The organism is Pseudoalteromonas qingdaonensis, from assembly GCF_038739665.1.
In the GTDB taxonomy this organism is placed as follows: Bacteria; Pseudomonadota; Gammaproteobacteria; order Enterobacterales; family Alteromonadaceae; genus Pseudoalteromonas; species Pseudoalteromonas qingdaonensis.
The window spans coordinates 1-23,908 of sequence record NZ_JBCGCU010000005.1 but is presented as its reverse complement, the minus strand read 5'-3'; the positions used below and the strand labels follow the sequence as shown (position 1 = coordinate 23,908).

Here is a 23,908-nt window from a genome sequence, read left to right as displayed (position 1 = left end):
CTCTAAAAACTGGGCTTAAAACACTTGAAGTTTTAGGCCCAGTTTTTGCCATTGTCTTTGCTCCGCTTCCAGATCGGCGGCGAACAAGCTGTGCTCTTTAAGCCACTTGCCCTTAAACTCCACGTTCAACGAATGATCATCCACTGTGATGGCAAACTGAGGCTTACTTTGCGCCTGGCGCTTGCGGTTAAGCAATACAGCCAAGCGAAACAAGGCGATCAGCCGATAGAGTGTGGCCTGCGGCATATGGATAAAGTCGGGCATTTCCCTGAGCTTGATTTTCTTGCGCGAGAAACGGGTTAAGGTCGCCAGCAGTTGTTGCTGCTCCTGAGTAAAGCCGGGCAACTGACTGTGGGCAATAATATAGGCGCTGTGTTTATGCAGCGCCGAGGAATTGATGCTCAAGCCTACTTCATGCAGTTGTGCGGCCCAGTTAAGGGCGGCTAAATCTTCTTCGCTTAATTGCCACGGCTCGGCAACATGAGGAAAAAGCCATTGCAGGGAAGCGCAAACATTGGCGGCGTGCTCGGTATCTATCACATAACGGGCACTTAAGTTGGTGATGGTGGTAACGCGGATATCCTTGTCCGTGAGCTTGTCATGCAGCTCGTGCAGCAGGCCTTCACGCAGCGAGTAATCGCAATAATTAAGCTTTTCTATATTCAGCGAGCGCATCACCGCAATCATAATGGCCAAACCGCCGCAAAAGGTGCCGCGACGCTCGGGCACCAGCTCGTCATAGGGGAGATTATCGAAGTGACCGGCGGCGCAGCTGCTGTTCATTAGCTGTAATAAGTCGTCCAGGGTCAGAGTTTGGTTCAGATCGCCCTGATGGCAAACCGCGGTCAATACCTTGGCGGTGCCTGAGGTGGCCAGCACATGCTGCCAACCCAGTTGCTCATAACTGCTGGTGATTGACTCCAGCTCCTGCTCGGCACGCAAGATGGCGCGCTGAAAACGCTTTTTGGTGATCCGGCCATCGCCGAAAAACTGCTGCGAATAACTAACACAGCCCATGCTTCTGCTGCTGAGCGCCAAGTGCTGATGATGCTCGCCGATCACCAGCTCTGTGCTGCCACCGCCTATATCTATGACCAAGCGGCGTCCATCATGATGCATATGGTGAGCCACGCCTTGGTAAATCAGTCGCGCTTCTTCCTGACCGGAAATCACATCAATATGAAAGGGGAAAATCGCTCGCACTCTTTGCATAAAGCGCTTAACGTTGCGCGCCCGGCGCAGAGTATAAGTAGCCACCACCTTAACGTTGGCGGCGGGAAAGTCCGCCAGGGTCAGGGCAAATTGCTTAAGCACAGCAACAGCCCTGTCTATGGCCTCATCGCTGAGGCAGTAGCGGTGATCTAACCCAGCGGCTAGATAGACCCGTTGTTTTTCCTTATGTAAGACCTCAAAGCGGCCATCGACTTCACGGGCCAACAGCAGATGAAAGCTGTTCGATCCTAAGTCAACGGCGGCGTAGGTAGTGGGCTCATTGGTTTGCACGGCTGCTTTCCCATTTCTTCAGATAATCATGTATGGCTATCTGCGAGCGGATTTTCTTTTTATTACCGCGACGCACATAGTGATTTTGTTGTTGTGCGTCAATAATACGGGCTTTGCTGCGGTCGCGCCATTGTAGTTCAAGAATATCTATGATCACCTGCTGTAGAGCCGGGCTATAGATGGGCACGCCCACTTCAACGCGATGATCCAGGTTGCGGGTCATCCAGTCGGCAGAGGAAATATACACCTTACTTTGCTCATATTTACCAAACACCATGACTCGCGGGTGCTCCAAAAAGCGATCTACTATGCTGATCACCTTGATATTCTCGCTTAAGCCTTTAATGCCGGGCACCAGGGAGCACATGCCGCGAATGATCAGACGTATTTTCACCCCTTGCTGCGAAGCCAGATAGAGCTTGTCGATCAATTCCTTATCTACCAGGTTATTGATCTTAATAAGAATGTTGCCATTGCGTTTAAGCTGACATTGTTCTTCTATCAAGCTATAGATGCGCTCGCGGGCATTAACCGGCGACACCATAAGGTGTTCAAAGTTAAACGGCTTGTAGCTGTGCTCGATAAACTTAAAGACGTTATCGCATTCTTCACAAATGGCAGGATCTTTGGTGAACAGGCTAAAGTCGGTATAGATCTTCGCGGTTTTCTCGTGGAAGTTACCCGTGCCTATATGAGCATAAGAAACAATTTGCCCCTGCTCTTTACGATGGATCACGCAAAGTTTGGAATGCACCTTTAAAGATGGAATCCCGAAGATAACCTTGATACCTGCTTCGTCGAGGGATTTAGCCCATTCAATATTGTTCTGCTCATCGAACCTGGCCTTGAGCTCCACCATGACGGTCACCTTTTTGCCGTTTTTGGCGGCATTGACCAGGGCGCCAATTAAGCGCGACTGGCTGGCAACGCGATAAATATTGACCTTGATATGCACAACATCCGGGTCGAAAGAGGCCTGGCGCACATAATTCAAAAAGTGATTAAAGGTGTGATAGGGGTAATAGAGCAAGATGTCTTCATGGCTGATGGCATCGAACACGCTGCTAAAGCGCTCAAAGGCATGAGAGCGCAGGCTCGGCAGCGGGGTGTTTTCTAAATAACGACGTCCCACATTGGGAAAGGCCAAAAAGTCGCGGAAGTTGCGGTAGCGGCCACCTGGGATCAGGGCGTCAAAGCGGTTGATACCTAAGCGTTTACGCAGCACCTTATGCATTTCCGTGGGCATAGTATGGTCATACACCAGACGCACCGGCTCGGAGCGTAGGCGCTGCTTTAAGCCCTTGGACATCTTGTCCAATACGCCTTCTTCGATTTCATCATCGAGATTGTATTCGGCATCTCGGGTTAGTTTAATGGCGTAGCCACGAATGGAGTCAAAGGCGAAAAAGTTACCGAATACGTCTTTTAGAAAATACAGAATAATATCATCGAGCAACACAATGTTTTTTTGGCGTCGGGTTCTTTCCGCCGGCAGCACCACAAAGCGGGGCAGGCGGTTGGTGGGCACTTCAAGCAGGGCATAATGGCTTTTATCATCCTGCATTTCCACGAACAAATAGGTCATGGTGTCGTTGATATGGCCGGAGTAGTTTTTGTTTTCGTCCACCAAAATAGGTGAAAGGTGTTCAAGTACCTCAGCCTTAAAGAAATCCCCTAACCATTGCTGATGAAAGGGGCTGAGCTGCTCTGGGCGTTTTACATGAATATTGTGTTCGGTCAGGGTCTTGAGAATATCATCATAGGCGACATTGAAGTCCTGCCCCAGGGTTAATACCTTGTCCTGAATTTGCTGCATTAAGGCTTCATCTTCGTCGAAATTGGCATCTGGCAGCTTGTTAAGAAGGATTCGGCGCTTTACATCGGCAACCCGCACCTGGAAGAATTCATCGAGATTATTGGAGAAAATACCTAAAAAGCGAATACGTTCGATAATGGGGTTAGTTGTATCTCTAGCTTCTTGCAACACCCGCTCGTTAAACGACAGCCAACTCAGCTCTTTGGGATAATAGCTGATGACTTGCAGGTCGACTTGGTCCATGTTCATAACACACTCAGAATAAAGGGCTGGCTAAGTGCGCTAATTTATTGCAGGAATGTGACCGAAATATGACAGTATCGACAGCCTTGCCTATTTCGGTCGGAAATTTTTGCCGCTAATCTTCGATATCGACAATCACGTCTGCGGTAATGGACTCCAGGGCTTCAATAACCACATCCCGGCTCATACCTGCAGGTAATGACACGGTTGCCATGGCGCTGAAAATGGGTACACCCCAGTTCGGTGCGCTTTGTCGCTTGGATGTCAGGTGAGTGATATTGGCACCCTTATGACGGATCACAGTTGCCAGCTCTTGTACTATACCCGGGCGGTCATTGCCGGTGATCACCAGGTTAATTAACTCGGCGCTTGCAGCGCTGGCAAGGTCGCCGGATTCAACGCGAATTTCCAAATGCGCAATGCTGTGTAATGAATCCTGTAACTCGCGCAGATGCTCTTCGGCCACTTCAACCTGAACGATACCGGCAAACTTACCGGCAAGATGAGAAAGGTTACTGGCTAACCAGTTACCATGATGACTAAGAATAACGGAAGCAAGGTCTTCTACGAGGCCGGGGCGGTCTTGGCCGATTACGGTTAATACTAACTGCTGCATAGGTTACTGTCTCTTTATTATTGTGAGTGAAAAGCCCAATTAAGGGAGCATATATAAACCCCAGAGAAATCGTTAAGGCAATGTTAATTATGAAGTTTTAAACAGGTTTGAATATTTATTCAAGTCCTTCATCAGCAAGTATTGACCCCTTTTTGAAGTTTGTCCAATTGTGAGGGTCTGTTCGGCTAAGAAGATTAAAGTTCAGCTTTTCGTAGCAGTTTTAGAGCCATGTAACAAAACTGTCATTTTGATGAAATATAATCCGCACATCGTCAAGATCTAAGGGTAAGTTGATGACTTCCAATCCGCAAAACCTGTCATTTAGCACGGATAGAAGCCGTCTGTTTAAAGACAAAATAGCTCAGTTTAGTATTACCTCAGGTGGGGTAATGGTACTCGTGGCGCTGTTGCTGATATTTTTCTATCTCCTCTATGTAGTACAGCCAATTTTTGAATCGGCTGACGTTCAAGAGCGAGCACATTTCACCGTAGACCAACAAGAAGTTGTAGGTCTAGGCCTTGAAGAGCAAACCGAGATCGCTTACCTGCTTAAGCGCAGCGGTGCCGTCGATTTTTACAAGGTCCAAGGTACAGATTTCGGTAAGCAAATCACCGAGCTGACGGCAGAGCTGCCGGCGGCGGTGTCCAGCTTTGCAACTAGCGCACCACACCAGGGCTTGTACGCCTATGGTTTGGATAGCGGTGAAGTGGTTATTGTAAAGCCCAGCTTCCAAGTTAGCTTCCCTAACAACCAGCGTCAGATGACGCCTGTGCTTAATTACCCCTTGGGTAGCGAGCCGCTAACGGTTGACCAGCAGGGTGCTGCTATTAAGCGCTTTGCCTTTGCTCAAACTGAAAGCAAGCTTGTTGTGGTTGCCTTGACCACAGATAAGCGCGTGGTATTTAGCGCCTATGTGGGTGAAGAAAACTTTATGACCGGCGAAACCGAATGGGTTGCCGAGCAAACCGAGCTGGATATTGATGGTCGTATTGATGAGTTATTGATCTCTCCCGATGGCAGTCGCGTTTTTGTGCGCTCGGCCAACCAGATTTATATCTTCGACAGCCGTTATGCTGACGACGTACAACTGACGCAGATTTTGGCGGCGAATGAAGAAAACGCCAATATCGTTTCTGCTCAATTGCTTGCTGGTGCCAACTCACTGATGCTGGCGAACGACAACGGTGAAGTGTCGCAGTGGTTTGAGGTCAATACCGACGAAGGTAAGGAATTTAAGAAAATTCGTGCCTTTGAAACCTCAAAGCAAAAAGCCATTAATGTTTATTCTGAGTTCTATCGTCGCACCTTCTTCACTACCGGTGCTAACGGTGAGCTAGGCCTGTATTACACCACCAGTGAAGCCAAGCTATGGCAAGGTAAGGTGGCCGAAGGCGCAATTAAGAGCTTCGCCATCGCTCCGCGTGCCAATGCGGCGCTAATTCTTGCCGATAACAAGGTGAGCGTGCTGGAAATTGAAAACGAGCACCCGGAAGTAACCTGGTCAGGTCTATGGCAGGAAGTCTGGTATGAAGGCTACCCTGAGCCGGACTATATCTGGCAGTCAACCTCGGCCAGTGATGACTTTGAATCTAAATTCTCTTTAGTGCCTATTTCATTTGGTACTTTAAAAGCGGCCATGTATGCCATGCTGTTCGCCGTGCCTATCGCTTTGTCGGCAGCTATTTACACCGCTTACTTTATGTCGAGCGAGCTACGTAAAGTGGTTAAGCCTACGGTTGAGATTATGGAAGCCTTACCAACGGTTATCCTGGGTTTCTTAGCCGGTCTATGGTTAGCCCCGCTGATCGAGGAAAATCTCCCGGCTATTATTGCCCTCTTGGTGCTCTTACCTATAGGTATCCTGGCTACGGCCTTAGCCTGGAACAAGCTGCCGGAGCATATTCGTCACCGCATTCCTGAAGGCGCGCACTCGATTATTCTTATTCCTGTGGTCTTGTTTATCGGTTGGTTGTCTTTCGCCATGAGCGGTACGATCGAAGCCTGGTTGTTCGGCGGTAACGTACGCCAGTACATCACCAACGAATTGGGCATGACCTTTGACCAGCGTAACTCGCTTGTTGTGGGTATCGCCATGGGCTTTGCGGTTATTCCGACCATCTTCTCTATTGCTGAAGACGCGGTATTCAGTGTGCCTAAGCACCTGTCACACGGCTCACTGGCCCTGGGTGCCACCCAATGGCAAACCTTGGTACGCGTGGTATTGCTTACCGCCAGCCCGGGTATCTTCTCAGCCATCATGATGGGTCTAGGTCGCGCCGTGGGTGAGACCATGATCGTACTAATGGCTACGGGTAACACGCCGATTATGGATTGGAGCATTTTCCAAGGTATGCGTACTCTGGCGGCCAACATCGCGGTAGAAATGCCAGAGTCGGAAGTAGGTAGTTCGCACTACCGTATTCTTTTCCTTGCCGCCTTTGTGCTGTTTATTTTCACCTTCGTCTTTAACACGCTTGCTGAGTTTGTTCGTCAGCGCCTGCGTGAAAAGTACAGCTCACTGTAATTAGAGGAGAAACGACATGATAAGACAGTGGTTTAAGTCTGGTTCTCCTTGGATTTGGATGACCGGTGGTGCGGTAAGCATCAGTTTGATTTCGGTGATCGGCCTGCTGGCCTTGATCGCATGGCGTGGTCTGGGCTTCTTCTGGGCCTCACCAGTACACGAATTTAATATTCAGGGCTCGGTAGAGCAGCACACGGTAATAGGTGAAATCTATGACCACGAAGTGGTGCCGACCAGCCGTGTACGCCAAGCAGGCGTAGACCTGGGGGATTTCCAGGGTGAAGAGGTAACTCGTTACCTGATCAAAACCGGTAACCGTGAATATGTGGATTTGGATTTCCGCTGGATTTTGGAAACCGATATTCAAAGCCAATCTACACCCAATAAGTTGGCCGTGTTCGAGCGTTCTAAAAACGGTAACTTCTACGGTTATATCGAGCAGGTGATCGAAAATGGTCAGCCGGTTCAAGGTAACCTAGAAGAAAAGCTCGAAGAGCTGGTAGAGCGTGCGGTAGACCTTAATGAGCGGGCGCTGGATCTGCAAAATGGTGACATTGGTCATATTAACTATGAGCTTGAGCGCCTGCGTTTAAAAGAGCGTGGCTATGAGCTTGATAATGAGTTGACTCACGAACGTGCCGCCGAGCTTGAAGCTCAACGTAAGGCCTTACGTGAAGAGTATAAAGAGCTGGAAAAAACACTTTTCCAACTACGTGATGACGCCAAGCGCGATCAGGTTGTAGTAAAAGACATGCGCGGTGAGCTGGTAACCCTGCCACTGTATCAGGTGCTGGATTTCTGGTTACCGAACGACATGGGCTTCTTTGCCAAGGTGGGTCATTACTTTGGTCAGTTAGGTAAGTTTCTTAGCGACGATCCCCGCGAAGCGAACACCGAGGGTGGGGTATTCCCGGCTATCTTCGGCACCGTATTTATGGTTATGCTGATGGCTGTGATAGTGACACCATTTGGCGTGGTTGCGGCCATTTACCTGCACGAATATGCAGCGAAGAACGCGGTCACCAAGATGATCCGTATCGCGGTTATCAACCTGGCCGGTGTACCTTCGATTGTATACGGTGTATTCGGTCTTGGTTTCTTCGTTTACATGCTAGGTGGCAGCATAGACCAATTATTCTACCCAGAATCGTCGCCAAGCCCGGTATTTGGTACTCCGGGTGTGATCTGGTCGGCATTGACTCTGGCTATTTTGACTCTGCCTGTGGTTATTGTATCAACCGAAGAAGGTTTATCACGTATTCCAAGCCAGGTACGTCAGGGCTCGCTTGCCCTAGGTGCGACCAAGGCTGAAACCCTGTGGCGCATCGTAGTACCTATGGCCAGCCCGGCCATTATGACGGGTTTGATCCTGGCGGTAGCCCGTGCGGCCGGTGAGGTTGCACCTCTGATGCTGGTGGGTGTAGTGAAAATGGCACCGACCCTGCCACTGGATGGCAACTTCCCTTATGTGCACTTAGATCGTAAATTTATGCACTTGGGTTTCCATATTTATGATGTAGGCTTCCAAAGCCCGAACGTAGAAGCTGCGCGCCCACTGGTCTATGCAACCGCATTCCTGCTGGTCACAGTGATTATTGCTCTGAACATCACGGCAATTGGTATTCGTAACCACTTGCGTGAGAAGTTCCGCGCGCTAGACAACTAATGTAAAGAATTGAGATAGGTAAGAACGTTATGATTACAGTTGCACCCGAAGTAAACGCAGCAAACACGCAAAAGTTGGATTTAACTAATCTGACTCCAGAGCAAACTGCGTTGCAGATTAAAAACCTCGATCTTTACTACGGCGAGAAGCAAGCGCTGACCAATGTCAGCATGGATATCCCTAAAGGCCAGGTAACCGCATTTATCGGTCCATCTGGTTGTGGTAAGTCAACGCTATTGCGTTGTATTAACCGCATGAATGACCTGGTTGATACTTGTCGTATCGAAGGTCAAATCCTGCTGCACGGCGAAAATATTTACGACAAGCGTGTTGATGTTGCGGCTCTGCGCCGTAACGTTGGCATGGTGTTCCAGCGTCCTAACCCATTCCCTAAGTCAATTTATGAGAATGTGGTTTACGGCCTGCGCCTACAGGGCATTAAAGACAAGCGCAAGCTCGATGAAGTGGTGGAAAAATCACTGCGCGGCGCGGCCCTGTGGGATGAAGTTAAAGACCGACTGCACGACAGTGCCTTTGGCCTCTCAGGTGGTCAGCAGCAGCGTCTGGTGATTGCCCGTTCAATCGCCATTGAACCTGAAGTTCTGCTTCTGGATGAGCCAACCTCGGCACTCGATCCAATCTCAACCTTGGTTATCGAAGAGCTGATCAGCGATCTAAAAGACAAATACACTGTGGTAATAGTGACACACAACATGCAACAGGCAGCCCGTGTGTCAGACCAAACCGCATTTATGTATATGGGTGAGCTAATTGAGTATGCAGATACCAATACTCTGTTCACTACACCAAGTAAAAAGAAAACCGAAGACTATATCACTGGTCGTTATGGTTAAGCTGTGATGGGCGTAGCAATGCTTGCTATCATTATTAGGTAAGAATTAAGAAGGCCATTATGGAACACAATATTAATAAGCACATCTCCGGTAAGTTTAACGAAGAGCTGGAAAATGTGCGCAATCAAGTACTAAGCATGGGCGGTTTGGTTGAGCAGCAGCTAAACAGTGCCCTGGACGCCGTTGCCAAAGGTGACAGCGAGCTGGCGAAGAAGGTAAAAGAAAACGATTACCGCGTTAACGCTATGGAAGTGAATATCGACGAAGAGTGTACGCGCATTATCGCCAAGCGTCAGCCGGCGGCGAGCGACTTGCGTTTAGTTGTTGCCATAGCGAAAACCATCGCTGATCTGGAGCGTATCGGTGATGAAGCCGAGCGTATCGCCAAAGTAGCGCTGGATTCCTTCACCAAGGATCAGCAGGGCTTGCTGGCGAATATAGAAAACATGGGTCGCCTGGTGTCAAAAATGCTACACGATGTGCTTGATGCCTTTGCCCGTATGGACGCGCAAAAAGCATTTGAAGTGCATAAGGCCGATGAAAGGGTTGACCGTGAATACGAAGCCCTGACGCGTCAAATCATGACCTATATGATGGAAGATCCGCGTTCAATTCCGCGTGTGATGGAGCTGATCTGGTCGGTACGTTCACTGGAGCGCATAGGTGACCGCTGTCAGAATATTTCCGAGTACGTTATCTACTTTGTTAAGGGTAAAGATATTCGCCACGTATCCCAGGATATGATTGCGAAAACCATCTAACCGATAGCAAAAATATAAGGGCAAAAGGACTTTTGCCCTTTTTTATGCTCATATTTTTCTGCGTCTTTGAGTTGGCAAAACATTGATGAATTGAGCATGAAAATTCATGCGCTCGGGTGATTAATAAGGTAAAATCACGCCCGAAGCAAAGATGCAAATTGAAAATAAATTTACACTGGCGGCGATTTTAGGAGCTATTCTAAGACGTTCCCGTGACCTGTTTATTACGATTTTATTGCAAACTAAGATTCAAAGGGTCAATTATGCCTAGTAATGCGTTTTTAGGGGTTTTTGCAAAATCACCTATTAAACCAATTGAAGATCATATAAAAAAGGTGCACAAAGCCAGCGCCATGCTTATTCCATTTTTTGAACATGTGTTTAAAAAGCAGTGGCATGAAGCGGAAGAGTTACGCCTGAAAATTCGCTCACTTGAACGTGAAGCGGACGAGTTAAAACGTGAAATCCGTCTTAACTTGCCACGTGGTTTGTTCCTTCCAGTTGAGCGTACCGACCTACTTGAGCTGATCACTCATCAGGATAAAATTGCCAATAAAGCAAAAGACATTGCCGGTCGTGTTGTTGGTCGTGAGATGACAATTCCAGAGACCATTCAAAAAGACTTTTTGCAATATTTATCCCGCTGTGTGGATGCAACCAAACAAGCATCAAAGGCAATTAACGAACTAGACGAGTTATTGGAAACTGGTTTTCGCGGTCGCGAAGTTGTGCTGGTGGAAAAAATGCTGGTTGAGCTTGATGCCATTGAGCAAGACACGGACGACATGCAAATCAGATTGCGTCATGAATTACGTCGCATCGAAGACACGATGAACCCAGTTGATGTGATGTTCTTATACAAGATCATCGAATGGGTGGGTGATTTAGCAGATATCGCTGAACGAGTTGGTGCTCGTTTAGAAGTGCTGTTAGCCCGTTAACATTGCCCGGATTTAACTCAGTGAAAGGTACAGAGTTAGATCACACAAAGTTAAAAAAATAAGGTTTTTCTGATGGATATTATTTCGTCCTACGGTACCCTGTTAGTGCTTGTTGCCGCAGCGGTAGGTTTCTTCATGGCTTACGGTATCGGTGCAAACGATGTAGCCAACGCCATGGGTACTTCTGTGGGTTCTAAAGCCCTCACGATCAAACAAGCAATCATCATTGCGATGATTTTCGAATTTGCCGGTGCCTACTTGGCTGGCGGTGAAGTAACATCAACGATCCGCAAAGGGATTATTGATGCCGCCCCATTTGCTGATCTTCCTGAACTTATGGTTTTGGGTATGATTTCCGCGCTGTTTGCCGCGGGTAGCTGGTTATTAATCGCCTCTTTCCTGGGTTGGCCTGTTTCCACAACTCACTCAATCATTGGTGCCATCATAGGTTTCGCCCTGGTTGCTGTGGGTAGCGAAGCGATCCAATGGGCCAAGGTTGGCGGCATTGTCGGCAGCTGGATTGTCACCCCGGCGATCTCAGGTTTTATCGCTTATCTTATCTTTATGAGTGCGCAAAAGCTGATTTTCGATACCGAAAAGCCGCTTGAGAATGCCAAGCGTTTCGTGCCTATGTATATGGGTTTTGCTGGCTTCGTAATGTCTCTTGTGACCATCAAAAAAGGCCTAAAGCACATAGGTATTAACCTGGGTGCTGTGGAAGGTTACGCGCTTTCAGTAGGTATTGCCGTTGTTATCGCCATTATCGGTAAAATCGTTATTCAACGTATGAAGATGGACCCTAAAGCCGACAAGAAAATGCAGTTCAACAACGTTGAAAAAGTGTTTGCGGTACTAATGGTTCTGACCGCCTGTTGTATGGCCTTTGCCCACGGTTCAAACGATGTAGCTAACGCCATTGGCCCTCTAGCTGCGGTAGTAAACATCGTTGAAGCCAACGGTGAAATCGCCAAGAAAGCGGCGCTGGCTTGGTGGATTCTTCCACTGGGTGGTCTAGGTATTGTTATCGGTCTTGCGGTACTAGGTAAGAAGGTAATTAAAACTATCGGTGAAGGCATCACTCACCTAACGCCAAGCCGTGGTTTTGCTGCCGAGCTTGCTGCTGCCTCTACCGTAGTTATCGCCTCAGGTACTGGTTTGCCTATCTCTACCACGCAAACCTTGGTTGGTGCGGTATTGGGTGTAGGTATGGCCCGTGGTATTGCTGCACTGAATATGGGCGTAATAAGAAATATCGTTGTTTCTTGGGTAATTACGTTGCCTGTTGGTGCTGCACTTGCTATTGTAATCTTCTACGTATTACGAACAGCATTTGGCGTATAAAGCGCGGGCGTTAAACGCCTGCCACGACTAAACAGTCTTTTAGCTTGAAAAGATCTCAACGCCCCAGGTGTTGGGGTCTTTTTATTTATGGGCATAAATATGACGAACCTACCCAGTATTAAGCAGCTTCAGTATCTCTTAGCCGTACACCAGCATCAGCATTTTGGCCGCGCCGCCAGCGCCTGCTATATAGGTCAGTCGACCTTAAGTAGTGCCATTCAGAACCTTGAGGAAAACCTTGGGGTGCAGCTCATCGAGCGAGAAAACCGCAGCCTGATGTTTACCGCCATAGGCGAAGAAGTGGTCGAAAAGGCGAAGAAGATCATCGATGACACCATGAGCGTTAAAGAGCTTACTCGCAGCCACTTGCACCCACTTAGTGGCTCGCTCACTATTGGTATTATTCCCACCATAGCCAGTTTTGTGGCCGCGCCACTGCATTGTTATTGTAAGGCCACCTTTAAAGAGTTGGATCTGGTGCTGGTAGAAGACACCAGTGATAAGTTGCTTGATAAACTCGAGCACGGCCATATAGATATTGCCCTGTTGGCCTTACCTTATGAAACCGGCCGTTTTCATACCCAGATCCTCGCCAAAGATAAATTCTATCTGGTGCATCATAAGGATTACCACATTGACTCTGAAGTCGATTACAACCTGCTGCCGGAACACAGTGTCTTCTTGCTTGAGCGCGAACACTGTATGACGGGCCATGCCCTGAGCGCCTGTAATTTAGAGCGCGCCAGCTGTATTAACCCTTTTGAGGCCAGTAACCTGCATACCCTGCTTTCCATGGTGGAATACAAGCTCGGCGTGACCTTCTTACCGCAAATGGCGCTCAATGCTGGGATTTTAGACTCCAAGCCCTTACTGGCGGTGAGCTCAGACTCAGATGCCCATCGTGATGTCGGTTTAGTTTGGCGTAAAACCACAGGGCGTATTGGCGATTTCCGTTTATTCAGTGACAAGGTGGGGGAATTCCTGCGCACCTGCTGCACGGTTGGCAGCGAATAAATGGTCGGTTGTAGGTCGGGCTTTGCCGCCATACTTGTAGGTCAGGCTTTAGCCTGACAAGAGAGCAATGCAGGAGCAATTGCCGATAAGCCCGACAAAAGGCATTATTGGTATCTTGTCGGCGCAGAGCACCGATCTAATCTTTAAAAAAACTATCTTCGCTTTTGGCCAACATGGCTTCTATTTCTTCGATAAAGGCACTGGCATCTGCGCTTTGTGGCTCATTGCTCAGGGGCGTGGATATACTGTTTGACTCTGCCGCCCATTCGCCTAAATCAATAAGCTGGCAGCGCTTGCTGCAAAATGGTCGATACTGGCTTTGGGGGCCCCATTCAACGTCTTGCTGACAGGTAGGGCAGTTTACTTTCGCAGGCATCTACACTTGCTCCGCATATTCTTAGATGCGGGCAAGTGTAGCTAAGCAGGGCGCTAATTGAAAGTTATATGCTAACTCGGGTTATATCAGGGTAACCCTATTAATTTCGGTTAGAGAGGTAATGCCAGTCGCCGCCTTGTGCAGACCAGCCTCCCTAAGAGTGGTAAAGCCATCTTGCTTGGCGATGGCGGTGATCTCTATTGAATTGACGCCATTCATAACCGCCTGAGAAATCTTCTGGTTAATCGGCAACATTTCATAAAGGCCGACACGACCTTTATAGCCTTCGGTACACTCATCACAGCCAACGGCTTTATACAGGGTAAGGTTGGCAATTTCCGCTTCGCTATAGCCCTGCCTTAGTAACTCATCCATCGGCAATTGCTCTGGCTCCTTGCAGTGCTTACACAAACGTCTTGCCAAGCGCTGGGCGATTATCAGGGTCACTGAACTGGCCACGTTATAGGCGGGAACGCCCATATTAAGCAGTCGAGTAATGGTTTCCGGCGCCGAGTTGGTATGTAGGGTTGAGAGCACCAAGTGACCGGTTTGCGATGCCTTAATGGCGATTTCCGCGGTTTCCAGGTCACGTATCTCACCCACCATGACCACATCCGGGTCTTGACGCAGGAAGGCGCGCAGGGCGTTGGCAAAGGTTAAGTCGGCCTTAGGGTTAATCTGTACCTGGTTTATGCCCTTTACGTTAATTTCTACCGGGTCTTCCGCGGTAGAAATATTGCGCTCGGCGGTATTTAAAATACTCAGGCCGGTATACAAGGACACGGTTTTACCCGAGCCGGTGGGGCCGGTCACCAGTATCATGCCCTGAGGTTGCGCTAATGCGTCTAAGTAGAGGATCTTTTGCTCAGGCTCATAGCCCAAAGCGTCAATACCTAGCAGGGTAGTGGAGCCATCGAGAATACGCATAACGATCTTCTCCCCCCACAATGTCGGCAAGGTGCTGACACGGAAGTCGATTTTCCTATGCTGCGACAGGCTCATTTTAATACGCCCGTCCTGAGGCTTACGCTTTTCAGAAATATCCAGCTTGGCCATTACCTTAATACGGGCGGCGAGGCGGTTTGCCAAATTAAATGGCGGGTGCGCCATTTCATGTAAAACGCCATCAATACGAAAGCGAATACGGTATTCACCATCATAGGGCTCAAAGTGTAAATCGGATGCCTCGCGGTGAATGGCATCACGAAGAATTTTATTGATATAGACAATAATGGGAGCATCGTCATCACTGGTTTCATGCTCATCGTCCCCATGGCCTTCATCCTGGTGAACCTGGCCCAGATCATTAACGTCTTGCTCGGAGAGTTTTAAGGCATGGGTGGCATCAAACAGGTTTTCAATAACCTTATCTATCTGCTGATAATCGCAAAGCACCACATCACATTGCAGGCCGGTACTGAACTCGTAGTTTTCCAGCGCCCCGTAATCCGTGGGGTCGGATACCGCCAACATCAGTCTATTACCCTTTTGTGCCAGCGGCAGCACATGATGACGGCGTATCAAGCGCTCTTTCAGCAGGCTTTTGTCTATGCTTTGTTCATCAAACTGACTGAGATCAAAATAGGGAACACGAAAGAGTTCAACACACTGGTTTAATAGCTCGTTTTGACTCATATTGCTGCAGCGCACAATCAGTTCGGCGGCGCTGCGACAGCGGTCCTGCTCCAGCCTCACCTTGTCATTATCAAGGCGACCCAAGGTGATAAACTTTCGGATAAGAGGAGAGTTAATATTCATAAAATACCGATATAACGCCAGCTAGATGTAATTATAATAAGCTTTGAACAAACTAAGTTATTACAGGCTATATGGTTATTGTTGTCTATCTGCACAGGAATGCAACTTAACTTGCTTTAAATAACTGTAATGATAGCGCTGCACCTTGCGTTTAAGTGCTGCTAATGTGCCTGAATTACTAATAATATCATCGGCTTTTTGCACCTTGTTGCTACGGCTCATTTGTGCCGCAATTATGGCCAAGGCTGCCTCAGGTGTCATTTTATCGCGCTCACAGGTGCGCTTTAATTGCAGCTCTAATTGTACATCAATCAGCAGGGTGCGTTGACAGTATTTTTCCAGCCCGTTTTCAAACAGCAGTGGCGCTTCTAGAATCACATACAGGCTTTGCGCCCTTGCTAATTGCTCGAGCATCTCGGTGCGGATAAGTGGATGCAGCAGGTTATTAAGCCAGAGCTTCTCGCTATTATCGCTAAATACGATTTTTCTTAACCTGGCTCTATTAAGGGCGCCATGGGTATCGAGTATGCTTTCCCCGTGGCGCTTAACTATGGCATTTAAGGCCGGGCTGCCCGGCTCCACAACCTGGCGGGCAACCAAGTCGGCATCGACAACCTCGATGCCGAGCTCGGCAAAAAACTTACTGGCGCTGGACTTACCGCTGCCTATGCCACCGGTCAAACCCAATACCCAGGGATGTGCCTTAACCAAGGATCAAGCTCATATAGCTTGATTGCAACTGCTCGCCCCAGAGCATGGCTATCCAGCCGGCGATGGCAATATAAGGGCCAAAGGGAATAGGAGTAGCCTTATCCCGTCCTTGAATTGTCAGCAGGGTGATACCGAGCACAGCCCCAACCACGCTGGAAAGCAGAATAATTATGGGTAAGGCTTGCCAGCCAAGCAAGGCACCGAAAACTGCCATTAGCTTAAAGTCACCATAACCCATGCCTTCCTTGCCGGTTACCAGTTTAAACAGCCAATAAACGCTCCAAAGGCTTAAATATCCGGCCGCTGCACCTATAATGGCCTCGCCTGGGGGAATTGTGATACCAAAAACACTGGCCAAAAGTGCCAACCACAGCAGCGGCAGGGTAATTTGATCCGGCAACAGCATATGGTCGATATCGATAAAGGTCAGCGCCACTAAACACCAGGTTACGGCAATATATAAAAGCGCCAACTCACTGGCGCCAAGCTGCCAGGCAACCACTGTACCTAATAGGGCAGTAATTAGTTCAATGGCTGGATAGCGCACCGAAATTGGGGTTTTACAATTGGCGCATTTGCCGCCGAGCAAAAGCCAACTCAATACGGGAATATTCTGCCAAGGCTTTATCTTGCTCTTACACTTAGGGCAGGTAGAGCTAGGCGTAATTAGGTTAAAGGTGCTTTGGGGCTCCTGCGCATCGCCTTGAGCTAATTCATCCGCTAATAACAGCCGGCATTCGCCCTGCCATTGGGCTTGCATCATTTTTGGCAGTCGGTAGATAACCACATTTAAAAAACTGCCAATGGCAAGGGACACGAAAAAAGCCGTGGTATAAAAAAACCACGGCTGCGCTTGCATTAAGCTTTGTACTTCTGAAAACATATATTTACTGTTAGCCTACAACATTACCTAGCTGGAAGATAGGCAGGTACATGGCAATAATCAAACCACCAACTAGTACGCCTAATACGGACATAATTAGTGGCTCCAATAAGCTGGAAAGGCCATCCACCGCATCATCTACTTCCTGTTCATAGATGGTGGCCACCTTGGCGAGCATATCGTCTAAAGAGCCGGACTCTTCACCTATGGCCACCATTTGAATTACCATATCTGGGAAGATATTAGAGTTACGCATGGCCCAGTTCATTGGGTTACCCGAGCTTACTTCTGCCTTAATCTCCAATATGGCATCGCGATATACGGCGTTACCAGAGGCGCCTGCTGCCGAATCTAAGGCATCTACTAAGGGCACACCGGCGGCAAAGGTGGTCGATAGGGTGCGGGCATAGCGGGCCACTGCTGCCTTATTTAAGATCATGCCGATAACGGGGATTTTTAAAATATAGGCATCCACCTTATCGCTAAATTTTTTATTACGCATCCTTGCTTGTGCAAACAAATAGCCACTGATTACAGTAACAAGTAAGGCTACCCACCAATAGGCCTGCATAAATTCGGAAATAGCGATGACCATTAATGTAAAGGCTGGTAGTTCGGCACCAAAGCCATCGAAGATATCTTTAAATTGGGGAACTACGAAAACTAAAAGAATTGATGTAACTATAATGGCAACCACAATAACAGCGGTAGGATAGAAAAGTGCCTTTTTAATCTTGGACTTAAGCGCCTCGGCCTTTTCTTTATAAAGGGCGACCCGATCGAAAATCCTGTCTAAGGCACCCGACTGTTCGCCGGAAGCAACCAGGTCGCAATAGAGATCATCGAAATACTTAGGGTATTTACGAAGCGCTGAGCTCAAAGGGTGACCGGCCTTAACCTCTTCCCCTATATTGTTCAGCAGATTTTTAACACTGGGGTTTTCTGAGCCATCAGCAATCATATCTATGGCTTGTACTAAGGATACACCCGCCAATAACATGGTGGCTAATTGCCTTGTTAATATGGCGATATCCTTGGCCGTGATCTTTTTTTGCCCAGAGCCGAATAAAGCCTTAGGTTTACGTTTAACTTTAGAAGGAGTAATACCCTGCTTACGCAGTTGCGCCTTAACCAGGGCGATACTTGTACCGCTAAGCTCACCCTCGAGCTTTTTACCTCGGGAGCTAACCCCCACCCATTGGAAGGTGTCTTGCTGACTTTTTAATTGTTTTGCCATTTAACTATCCACAATCCTGTTGAACTAGACTAATAGTAACACGCTGGTTACGTTTCGCTTACTTTTAGTGTAGAGCATAAAGGTTTCAATTTGTTATCTACGCATTGGTAACTCGGTTTACTTCTACCAAGCTGGTGACCCCTTGGGCGACCTTTTTTAAGCCGGATGCGCGCAGGTTATTAACCCCTTCACCAGCTGCAACCTCGGCTATCTCTAATGAGTTACCACCGCGCATAATAATTTCCGCTATTTTTGGGGTAATAGGCATCACCTCATAAATACCTACCCGGCCTTTATAGCCTTCGGTGCATTCATCACAACCTTTTGCTTTGAAAATAGTCAGTTCAGCTAACATCTCATAATTAAAGCCCTGCTTAAGCAGCTCTTCCTGGGGTAACTGCTCCGGCTCTTTACAATGGTTACAAAGGCGACGCGCCAGACGCTGGGCGATAATCAAACTCACCGAGCTGGCGATATTATAAGAAGGCACCCCCATATTCATTAAACGGGTCAGGGTTTCGGGGGCCGAGTTGGTGTGCAGGGTTGAAAGCACCAGGTGGCCGGTTTGTGCCGCCTTAATGGCAATTTCTGCTGTGTCTAAATCTCGTATCTCACCCACCATAACCACGTCCGGGTCTTGACGCAAGAAGGCGCGCAGGGCGTTGGCAAAGGTCATATCCGCGCGCATATTTATTTGCACCTGGTTAATGCCTTCCAGGTTGATTTCTACAGGGTCTTCGGCGGTGGAAATATTACGCTCTGCGGTATTGAGTATATTTAAGCCGGTATAAAGGGATACGGTTTTACCCGAGCCGGTAGGGCCGGTCACCAGTATCATGCCTTGTGGCTGGGCTAGGGCATCTAAATATAATTTTTTTTGCTCAGGCTCATAACCCAATACATCGATACCCAGCATGGCGCTGGAGCTGTCGAGAATACGCATTACTATTTTCTCGCCCCACAAAGTAGGCAAGGTACTGACCCGGAAGTCGATGCTTTTTTTTGCGTTTATTTTCAGTTTAATACGGCCATCCTGGGGTTTGCGCTTCTCCGCCAAGTCCATATGAGACATAACCTTAATACGGGCGGCAATACGGCTTTCCAGATTCACCGGGGGCGAGGCAATTTCATGGAGTACGCCATCGACACGAAAACGAATGCGGTAGCGTTTTTCATAGGGCTCAAAGTGTAAATCCGAAGCGCCGCGCTTAATGGCATCCATTAATATCTTATTGATATAAACGATAATGGGGGCATCGTCTTCCTTGCTATTTACATCCGTAGCCAGGCTTTTTTTATTATGGCTGTCGTCGGCTTCAACCCCATCCAGCTCCTTCATATCGCCTTCGGTTAACCCCAGGCTTGCGGCGCTGTCAAAAAGGCTATCAATTACTTTTTCTAAGTGATCGTAGCGAACCACTAAAGGCTCGGTTTGCATCCCGATATTAAATTCATAGTCTTCAAAGGCATTAAAATCAGTGGGGTCTGCCGTTGCTATATAAAGTGTTTTTCCTTTAACTGCAATGGGTAAAATCTTATGCTTTCTAATTAAATTTTCATTAAGATATCTGGCAGCGGGTGCCTGGCTTGCATCAAAAAATGACAGGTCAAATTGCGAAGCATGGAACATCTGTCCGGCGCGAGCCTGCAGACTTTCCGGCTTCATATTGCCCAATTGGCAAAGTAATTCGGGAAGATAAGCTGTCTTTTGCGACTTTGCTTGATTTAATTGTTCAGGGCTAATTACGCCAAGGTTGACCAGGCGACGGGCTAAGGGAGAGTTGATATTCATTGAGCCATCTTAGAGTTAACTTCTTGTTTATGAAATGGGTTCAATCAGTATTTTGGAAAAGATAATACTTAAAAATCACACTTAAACATTAGCAATAAATTAAGTTAATGTCGGCGTTAATTACATACCCGTTACCTTAGCTAAATCCTATCTCTGCAGCAAACGTTTATTTTTATCCATAGAACGAGAGCTAATAATGAAATTCTGATTTATCTCACGTTTGCAAACAGGTTGTTTGATTGGAGAATGCTGCTTTTAAATTGGTATAGACTCTAAGAGTAATCTAATGCTTTCTACTGGTGCCTAAGGGCATGTTCTTATAAGTGAGAAAACGATAAAAATATGGCCCTAGGAAAGTCCTATAGGCCATACTTATAACTTGTTACTGTTAGTACTTAATTAATTACCACCACCAGCTGCAGCTGCTGCATCACAAGTAGCAGGTAACCAGCTTGCTTTCGCATCCGTACCAATATTACCAGTACACACCCACTCAGAAACAGTGAAACCTGGAGGTGTAGTGAAGTCTGTTGCTGATGCTGCGCCTGAAGTCGCTGCACCGGAAGCATCTTCGCCTGATTTTTGAGGTGTTAGGACAATATCTAAACCGAGCATATCGTCAGCGCCTATCGCAATAACTTCGCCCTTATCATCGACAGTTAGGGATGAGACATATTTGGTTGCTTGGAAATCAGCATCGCAATTGTCTGGGTTTTTACCGATTTGAGCTTTTTCACTTACACAAGTACGGGCTGTACTTGCAGCCAGCATTACTTCTGATGCTTTTGCACGGTTAGTGTAATCTTGGTAAGCAGGTAGTGCTACCGCAGCAAGAATACCGATGATCGCAACTACGATCATTAATTCGATTAGGGTGAAACCCTGTTGTTTATTGTGAGTCATTTTTTCCATCTTCCTCTCCTAAAGGATTTTTTGGGCAAAGTTAAGGTAACCTGAGCTACTGCTTTAATCTAGTTGAACCTGAACGGCTTTTCAATGTTAATAGTTTTAATTTTTCATTAAAGTGATTAACACAATAAAGGCCAGTGAGGCTAACCCTAGGGAAAATTGTAGTCGAATTTTAAATGGCTACTAATTTAACCTGTAATTTTTCGCAGTGTACGCTGCAACTGTTACTGTTTTATTGATTTATAACAAAGTATTACTTTATTTTATAAACCTCATTCTTTGAAACGAGATGCTATCATGTGGCCCTTGTTTTGGGTAGTCCTTTTTATAACATAGTGTAACACCTGTAACTAGGCTGTTATTTTTCTTTTTTAAAAACGCATTGATAAATCAATAGCTTTGATATGCTTAGTCAGGGCGCCACTGGATACAAAGTCAACGCCAATGTTAGCGTATTGTTGCAGAATCTCGAAGGTGATATTGCCCGATACTTCCAGCTTGGCACGCCCGGCTGTGCGCTCTACTGCGGTGCGTACATCGTCCAGCGAGAAGTTGTCGAGCATAATGATATCGCTGCCCGCAGCTAAGGCTTCTTCTAGTTCGCTGAGGTTTTCTACTTCTACTTCCACCGCTTTATCCGGATGGTTTTTGCGTGCCTGAGCTATGGCCGCCTTGATACCACCACAGGCACTGATATGGTTTTCTTTAATTAGAAAGGCATCGAACAGGCCGATACGGTGATTGCGCCCGCCGCCGCATTTAACCGCATACTTTTGTAGCGCGCGCAAGCCTGGGATGGTTTTACGGGTATCGAGGATTTCTGTGTTAGAACCGGCCAGTACCTGGGCATAATTGTGCGCCGCGGTGGCCGTGGCACTGAGCGTTTGCACAAAGTTCAGCGCCGTGCGCTCGGCGGTCAATATGGCTCTGGCATTACCCTTGGCGCTAAATAATTGCTGCTCTGGTTTCATGAGCTCGCCGTCGGCGATATAAAAGGTCAGCTCTACACTTGGGTCAACCTGCTGAAATACTTCGATTACCAGGTCTTTACCACAGAAAACCCCCGCTTCACGGGTGATCACCTTGGCATCGGCCTGTTGCTCTGCGGGGATAAGCTGCGCCGTAATATCGCCATCAAGGGCGCTTTGGCCGTCTAAATCTTCCGCAAGTGCTTGCGCCACCAGGCGGGTGATAAGTTCTGGAGTTGGGGTCATAAATTATTACCTATTGGCAGAGTTAAACGGCACCGGCGAAATCGAGCTGACGCCAGGATTCAAATACAAATACGGCCACCGCATTGGACAGGTTCATACTGCGGCTATTGGCCTGCATGGGAATGCGCACCCTTTGCTGCTCTGGCAGGGCGGCGATAATATCATCGGGCAGGCCGCGGGTTTCCGGTCCAAAGAGCAGAGCATCACCGGCCTGATAGTTCACCTCGTGGTGATATTTCTTACCCTTGGTGGTACAGGCAAAGATCCGCTTTGGTTGCTGTGAGTCTATATAGCTTTGTAAGTCGCTATGGCGTTGCACCTGAGAAAATTCATGGTAATCCAAACCGGCGCGCTTAATGCGTTTATCATCCCATTCAAAGCCAAGGGGCTCGATTAAATGCAGGCGATACCCAGTATTAGCGCAGAGGCGAATAATATTGCCGGTATTGGGTGGAATTTCCGGTTGAAATAAGATGATGTCTAGCATGATATTTATCGACAATCTAAGGTGCAAAGCCAAAATTGGCGCAAGTATATCAAACTTGGCATTAAGAACGCATCTTTTGTAGGTCGCCTGTAGATACCATCTCTCATAACCAGCCTCAAGTGCATTTTTATATGACTTGAGGCTGATATTCTTGCTGATTCTTGATTACGCCATAACATATTTGCACAAGCTTTCTCATATTCGCGCCAAGGACTTGCATGGAGGTTTTACCGCGCTTAAGCAGTGCTTCTTTTTGTAGCCTTACACTCACGTTGTATCTCCCTGCCACAATCGCCGCCATATAAAGCTTAGCGCGTAACTTAGCAGGGCCAGTTTTAGTTAACGTTGTGCGGCCTTTGAGTTTCCCTGACTCATGCAATTTGGGGATTAACCCTGCATACGCCCCCACTTGCCTGGCATTGCTAAACTGTTTCGCTGCAAACAAGTAGGTTAACTCCCGAGACAATACAGGACCTATACCCGGAATGCTTTCTAAAAGCGCTCGGTTGCGCTTAAGCTGTGGGTTGCCATTAATGTGGTTGTTAATGTCCTGCTTAAGCTTTTCTATTTCACTTTCAAGCGTGCATATCATGTCTTTAAGAGACAATACAACACGCTCAGACGACAGGCTGAACTCACTTGAATCCAGGCGGTTAAGTTCGCGTTGGCGGTCTGATTCAAGGGTGTCTAAACGACGCAGTAAGGCTTTTAGTACACGTATTTCTTTTGCTTCTGGCTGCCATAACGCGAGATTGCTTTGCTGCGCACAACCGTAATTGGCGAGCATGAACGCATCGGACTTATCTGTTTTGTGAGTCAGGTTAATTGACTCTGCGTATTGCTTTGCCTTGCCGGGATTAGCAAGGAGAATATTAAAGCCATGGTCGTGTAAGAAGTACATTATCGACTCGTGATAAACCCCCGTTGGCTCTAATATGAGCACCATGTGCTCAGGGGCTGCTTTGACTGTTGCCTGTAACCAGTTTTTCAGACTCTCATGGCCTGCTTGTGTATTTTTGATTACTTTGGTTTTTCGTTTACCTGTTTCGCTCTCTTTCAACCAGCATACATCACATTTATTTTTGCTAATGTCTAAACCAATAAATTGCATCATCTCGATAGACTCCCCTTGTACATACAGCATCAACTTGCAATAAGTGCGCTAGGATACCATTCAGTTTATTGAGTGATAGAAGTGAGGGTCTAATCTACATCGCAGCATTGTTATTGCTAAGGTCGGCCACAAACTCACTCACTTCCG

The 23,908-nt window shown here is 47.5% G+C and carries 20 protein-coding genes; 7 read left to right on the top strand and 13 right to left on the bottom strand.

Going from position 1 to position 23,908, the window contains the following annotated elements; translation table 11 throughout:
- Nucleotides 1-15: 15 nt before the first annotated feature.
- The 3 genes from WCN91_RS05870 to WCN91_RS05860 all read right to left on the bottom strand — a co-directional run bounded on the left by WCN91_RS05870 (nucleotide 16) and on the right by WCN91_RS05860 (nucleotide 4,178).
- Complete coding sequence (locus WCN91_RS05870) at nucleotides 16-1,503, bottom strand: Ppx/GppA phosphatase family protein (RefSeq protein ID WP_342677210.1); 1,488 nt, start codon at nucleotides 1,501-1,503, stop codon at nucleotides 16-18.
- Nucleotides 1,490-3,568: a polyphosphate kinase 1 gene (gene ppk1, locus WCN91_RS05865; protein ID WP_342677208.1), complete on the bottom strand. Its 2,079-nt coding sequence runs from the start codon at nucleotides 3,566-3,568 to the stop codon at nucleotides 1,490-1,492. The genes WCN91_RS05870 and ppk1 overlap by 14 nt, the downstream gene beginning before the upstream one ends.
- Before the next feature lie 109 nt (nucleotides 3,569-3,677).
- Nucleotides 3,678-4,178, bottom strand: a complete 501-nt coding sequence (locus WCN91_RS05860) for a glycine cleavage system transcriptional repressor (RefSeq protein ID WP_342677206.1) — start codon at nucleotides 4,176-4,178, stop codon at nucleotides 3,678-3,680.
- A gap of 293 nt (nucleotides 4,179-4,471) precedes the next feature.
- Here WCN91_RS05860 and WCN91_RS05855 point away from each other — a divergent pair, with 293 nt between their 5' ends.
- The 7 genes from WCN91_RS05855 (at nucleotide 4,472) to WCN91_RS05825 (ending at nucleotide 13,280) form a co-directional block, all read left to right on the top strand.
- Nucleotides 4,472-6,703, top strand: coding sequence for an ABC transporter permease subunit (locus WCN91_RS05855; RefSeq protein ID WP_342677204.1), 2,232 nt, complete (start codon nucleotides 4,472-4,474; stop codon nucleotides 6,701-6,703).
- Nucleotides 6,704-6,719: 16 nt separating this feature from the next.
- Nucleotides 6,720-8,369 (top strand): phosphate ABC transporter permease PstA, encoded by a 1,650-nt coding sequence (pstA, locus tag WCN91_RS05850; RefSeq protein ID WP_342677202.1) that lies wholly within the window; start codon nucleotides 6,720-6,722, stop codon nucleotides 8,367-8,369.
- A 29-nt stretch (nucleotides 8,370-8,398) separates the two neighbouring features.
- Nucleotides 8,399-9,223, top strand: coding sequence for a phosphate ABC transporter ATP-binding protein PstB (pstB, locus tag WCN91_RS05845; protein ID WP_342677200.1), 825 nt, complete (start codon nucleotides 8,399-8,401; stop codon nucleotides 9,221-9,223).
- Nucleotides 9,224-9,282: 59 nt separating this feature from the next.
- Nucleotides 9,283-9,984 carry a phosphate signaling complex protein PhoU gene (gene phoU / locus WCN91_RS05840; RefSeq protein ID WP_342677198.1) on the top strand — a complete coding sequence of 234 codons (702 nt, stop codon included), beginning with the start codon at nucleotides 9,283-9,285 and terminating at the stop codon, nucleotides 9,982-9,984.
- 263 nt (nucleotides 9,985-10,247) lie between these two features.
- Nucleotides 10,248-10,925: a TIGR00153 family protein gene (locus WCN91_RS05835; RefSeq protein WP_342677196.1), complete on the top strand. Its 678-nt coding sequence runs from the start codon at nucleotides 10,248-10,250 to the stop codon at nucleotides 10,923-10,925.
- A gap of 72 nt (nucleotides 10,926-10,997) precedes the next feature.
- Nucleotides 10,998-12,266, top strand: a complete 1,269-nt coding sequence (locus WCN91_RS05830; protein WP_342677194.1) for an inorganic phosphate transporter — start codon at nucleotides 10,998-11,000, stop codon at nucleotides 12,264-12,266.
- 99 nt (nucleotides 12,267-12,365) lie between these two features.
- Complete coding sequence (locus WCN91_RS05825; RefSeq protein ID WP_342677192.1) at nucleotides 12,366-13,280, top strand: hydrogen peroxide-inducible genes activator; 915 nt, start codon at nucleotides 12,366-12,368, stop codon at nucleotides 13,278-13,280.
- A 136-nt stretch (nucleotides 13,281-13,416) separates the two neighbouring features.
- Here WCN91_RS05825 and yacG read toward each other — a convergent pair whose 3' ends face one another.
- The 10 genes from yacG to WCN91_RS05775 form a co-directional block, all read right to left on the bottom strand.
- The gene (yacG, locus tag WCN91_RS05820; RefSeq protein WP_342677190.1) at nucleotides 13,417-13,656 is read right to left on the bottom strand and encodes a DNA gyrase inhibitor YacG; all 240 of its coding nucleotides are present in this window, start codon (nucleotides 13,654-13,656) and stop codon (nucleotides 13,417-13,419) included.
- An 81-nt stretch (nucleotides 13,657-13,737) separates the two neighbouring features.
- Nucleotides 13,738-15,414: a type IV-A pilus assembly ATPase PilB gene (gene pilB / locus WCN91_RS05815; protein WP_342677188.1), complete on the bottom strand. Its 1,677-nt coding sequence runs from the start codon at nucleotides 15,412-15,414 to the stop codon at nucleotides 13,738-13,740.
- Between the two features lie 75 nt (nucleotides 15,415-15,489).
- Entirely contained in the window at nucleotides 15,490-16,125 is a 636-nt protein-coding gene (coaE, locus tag WCN91_RS05810; protein WP_342677186.1) for a dephospho-CoA kinase, read from the bottom strand.
- Nucleotides 16,118-17,008, bottom strand: a complete 891-nt coding sequence (locus WCN91_RS05805; protein ID WP_342677184.1) for a prepilin peptidase — start codon at nucleotides 17,006-17,008, stop codon at nucleotides 16,118-16,120. Before WCN91_RS05805 ends, coaE begins: the two co-directional genes overlap by 8 nt.
- Before the next feature lie 10 nt (nucleotides 17,009-17,018).
- Complete coding sequence (locus WCN91_RS05800) at nucleotides 17,019-18,245, bottom strand: type II secretion system F family protein (RefSeq protein ID WP_342677182.1); 1,227 nt, start codon at nucleotides 18,243-18,245, stop codon at nucleotides 17,019-17,021.
- A gap of 97 nt (nucleotides 18,246-18,342) precedes the next feature.
- Nucleotides 18,343-20,037 (bottom strand): type IV-A pilus assembly ATPase PilB, encoded by a 1,695-nt coding sequence (gene pilB / locus WCN91_RS05795; protein WP_342677180.1) that lies wholly within the window; start codon nucleotides 20,035-20,037, stop codon nucleotides 18,343-18,345.
- A gap of 399 nt (nucleotides 20,038-20,436) precedes the next feature.
- A complete protein-coding gene (locus tag WCN91_RS05790; RefSeq protein ID WP_342677177.1) occupies nucleotides 20,437-20,949 on the bottom strand; it encodes a pilin in 513 nt (170 codons plus the stop codon).
- Between the two features lie 368 nt (nucleotides 20,950-21,317).
- Complete coding sequence (gene nadC / locus WCN91_RS05785) at nucleotides 21,318-22,160, bottom strand: carboxylating nicotinate-nucleotide diphosphorylase (protein ID WP_342677175.1); 843 nt, start codon at nucleotides 22,158-22,160, stop codon at nucleotides 21,318-21,320.
- 22 nt (nucleotides 22,161-22,182) lie between these two features.
- Entirely contained in the window at nucleotides 22,183-22,647 is a 465-nt protein-coding gene (gene trmL / locus WCN91_RS05780; RefSeq protein ID WP_105253736.1) for a tRNA (uridine(34)/cytosine(34)/5-carboxymethylaminomethyluridine(34)-2'-O)-methyltransferase TrmL, read from the bottom strand.
- A 127-nt stretch (nucleotides 22,648-22,774) separates the two neighbouring features.
- Nucleotides 22,775-23,758: an IS110 family RNA-guided transposase gene (locus WCN91_RS05775; protein ID WP_425416017.1), complete on the bottom strand. Its 984-nt coding sequence runs from the start codon at nucleotides 23,756-23,758 to the stop codon at nucleotides 22,775-22,777.
- Nucleotides 23,759-23,908: the final 150 nt, after the last annotated feature.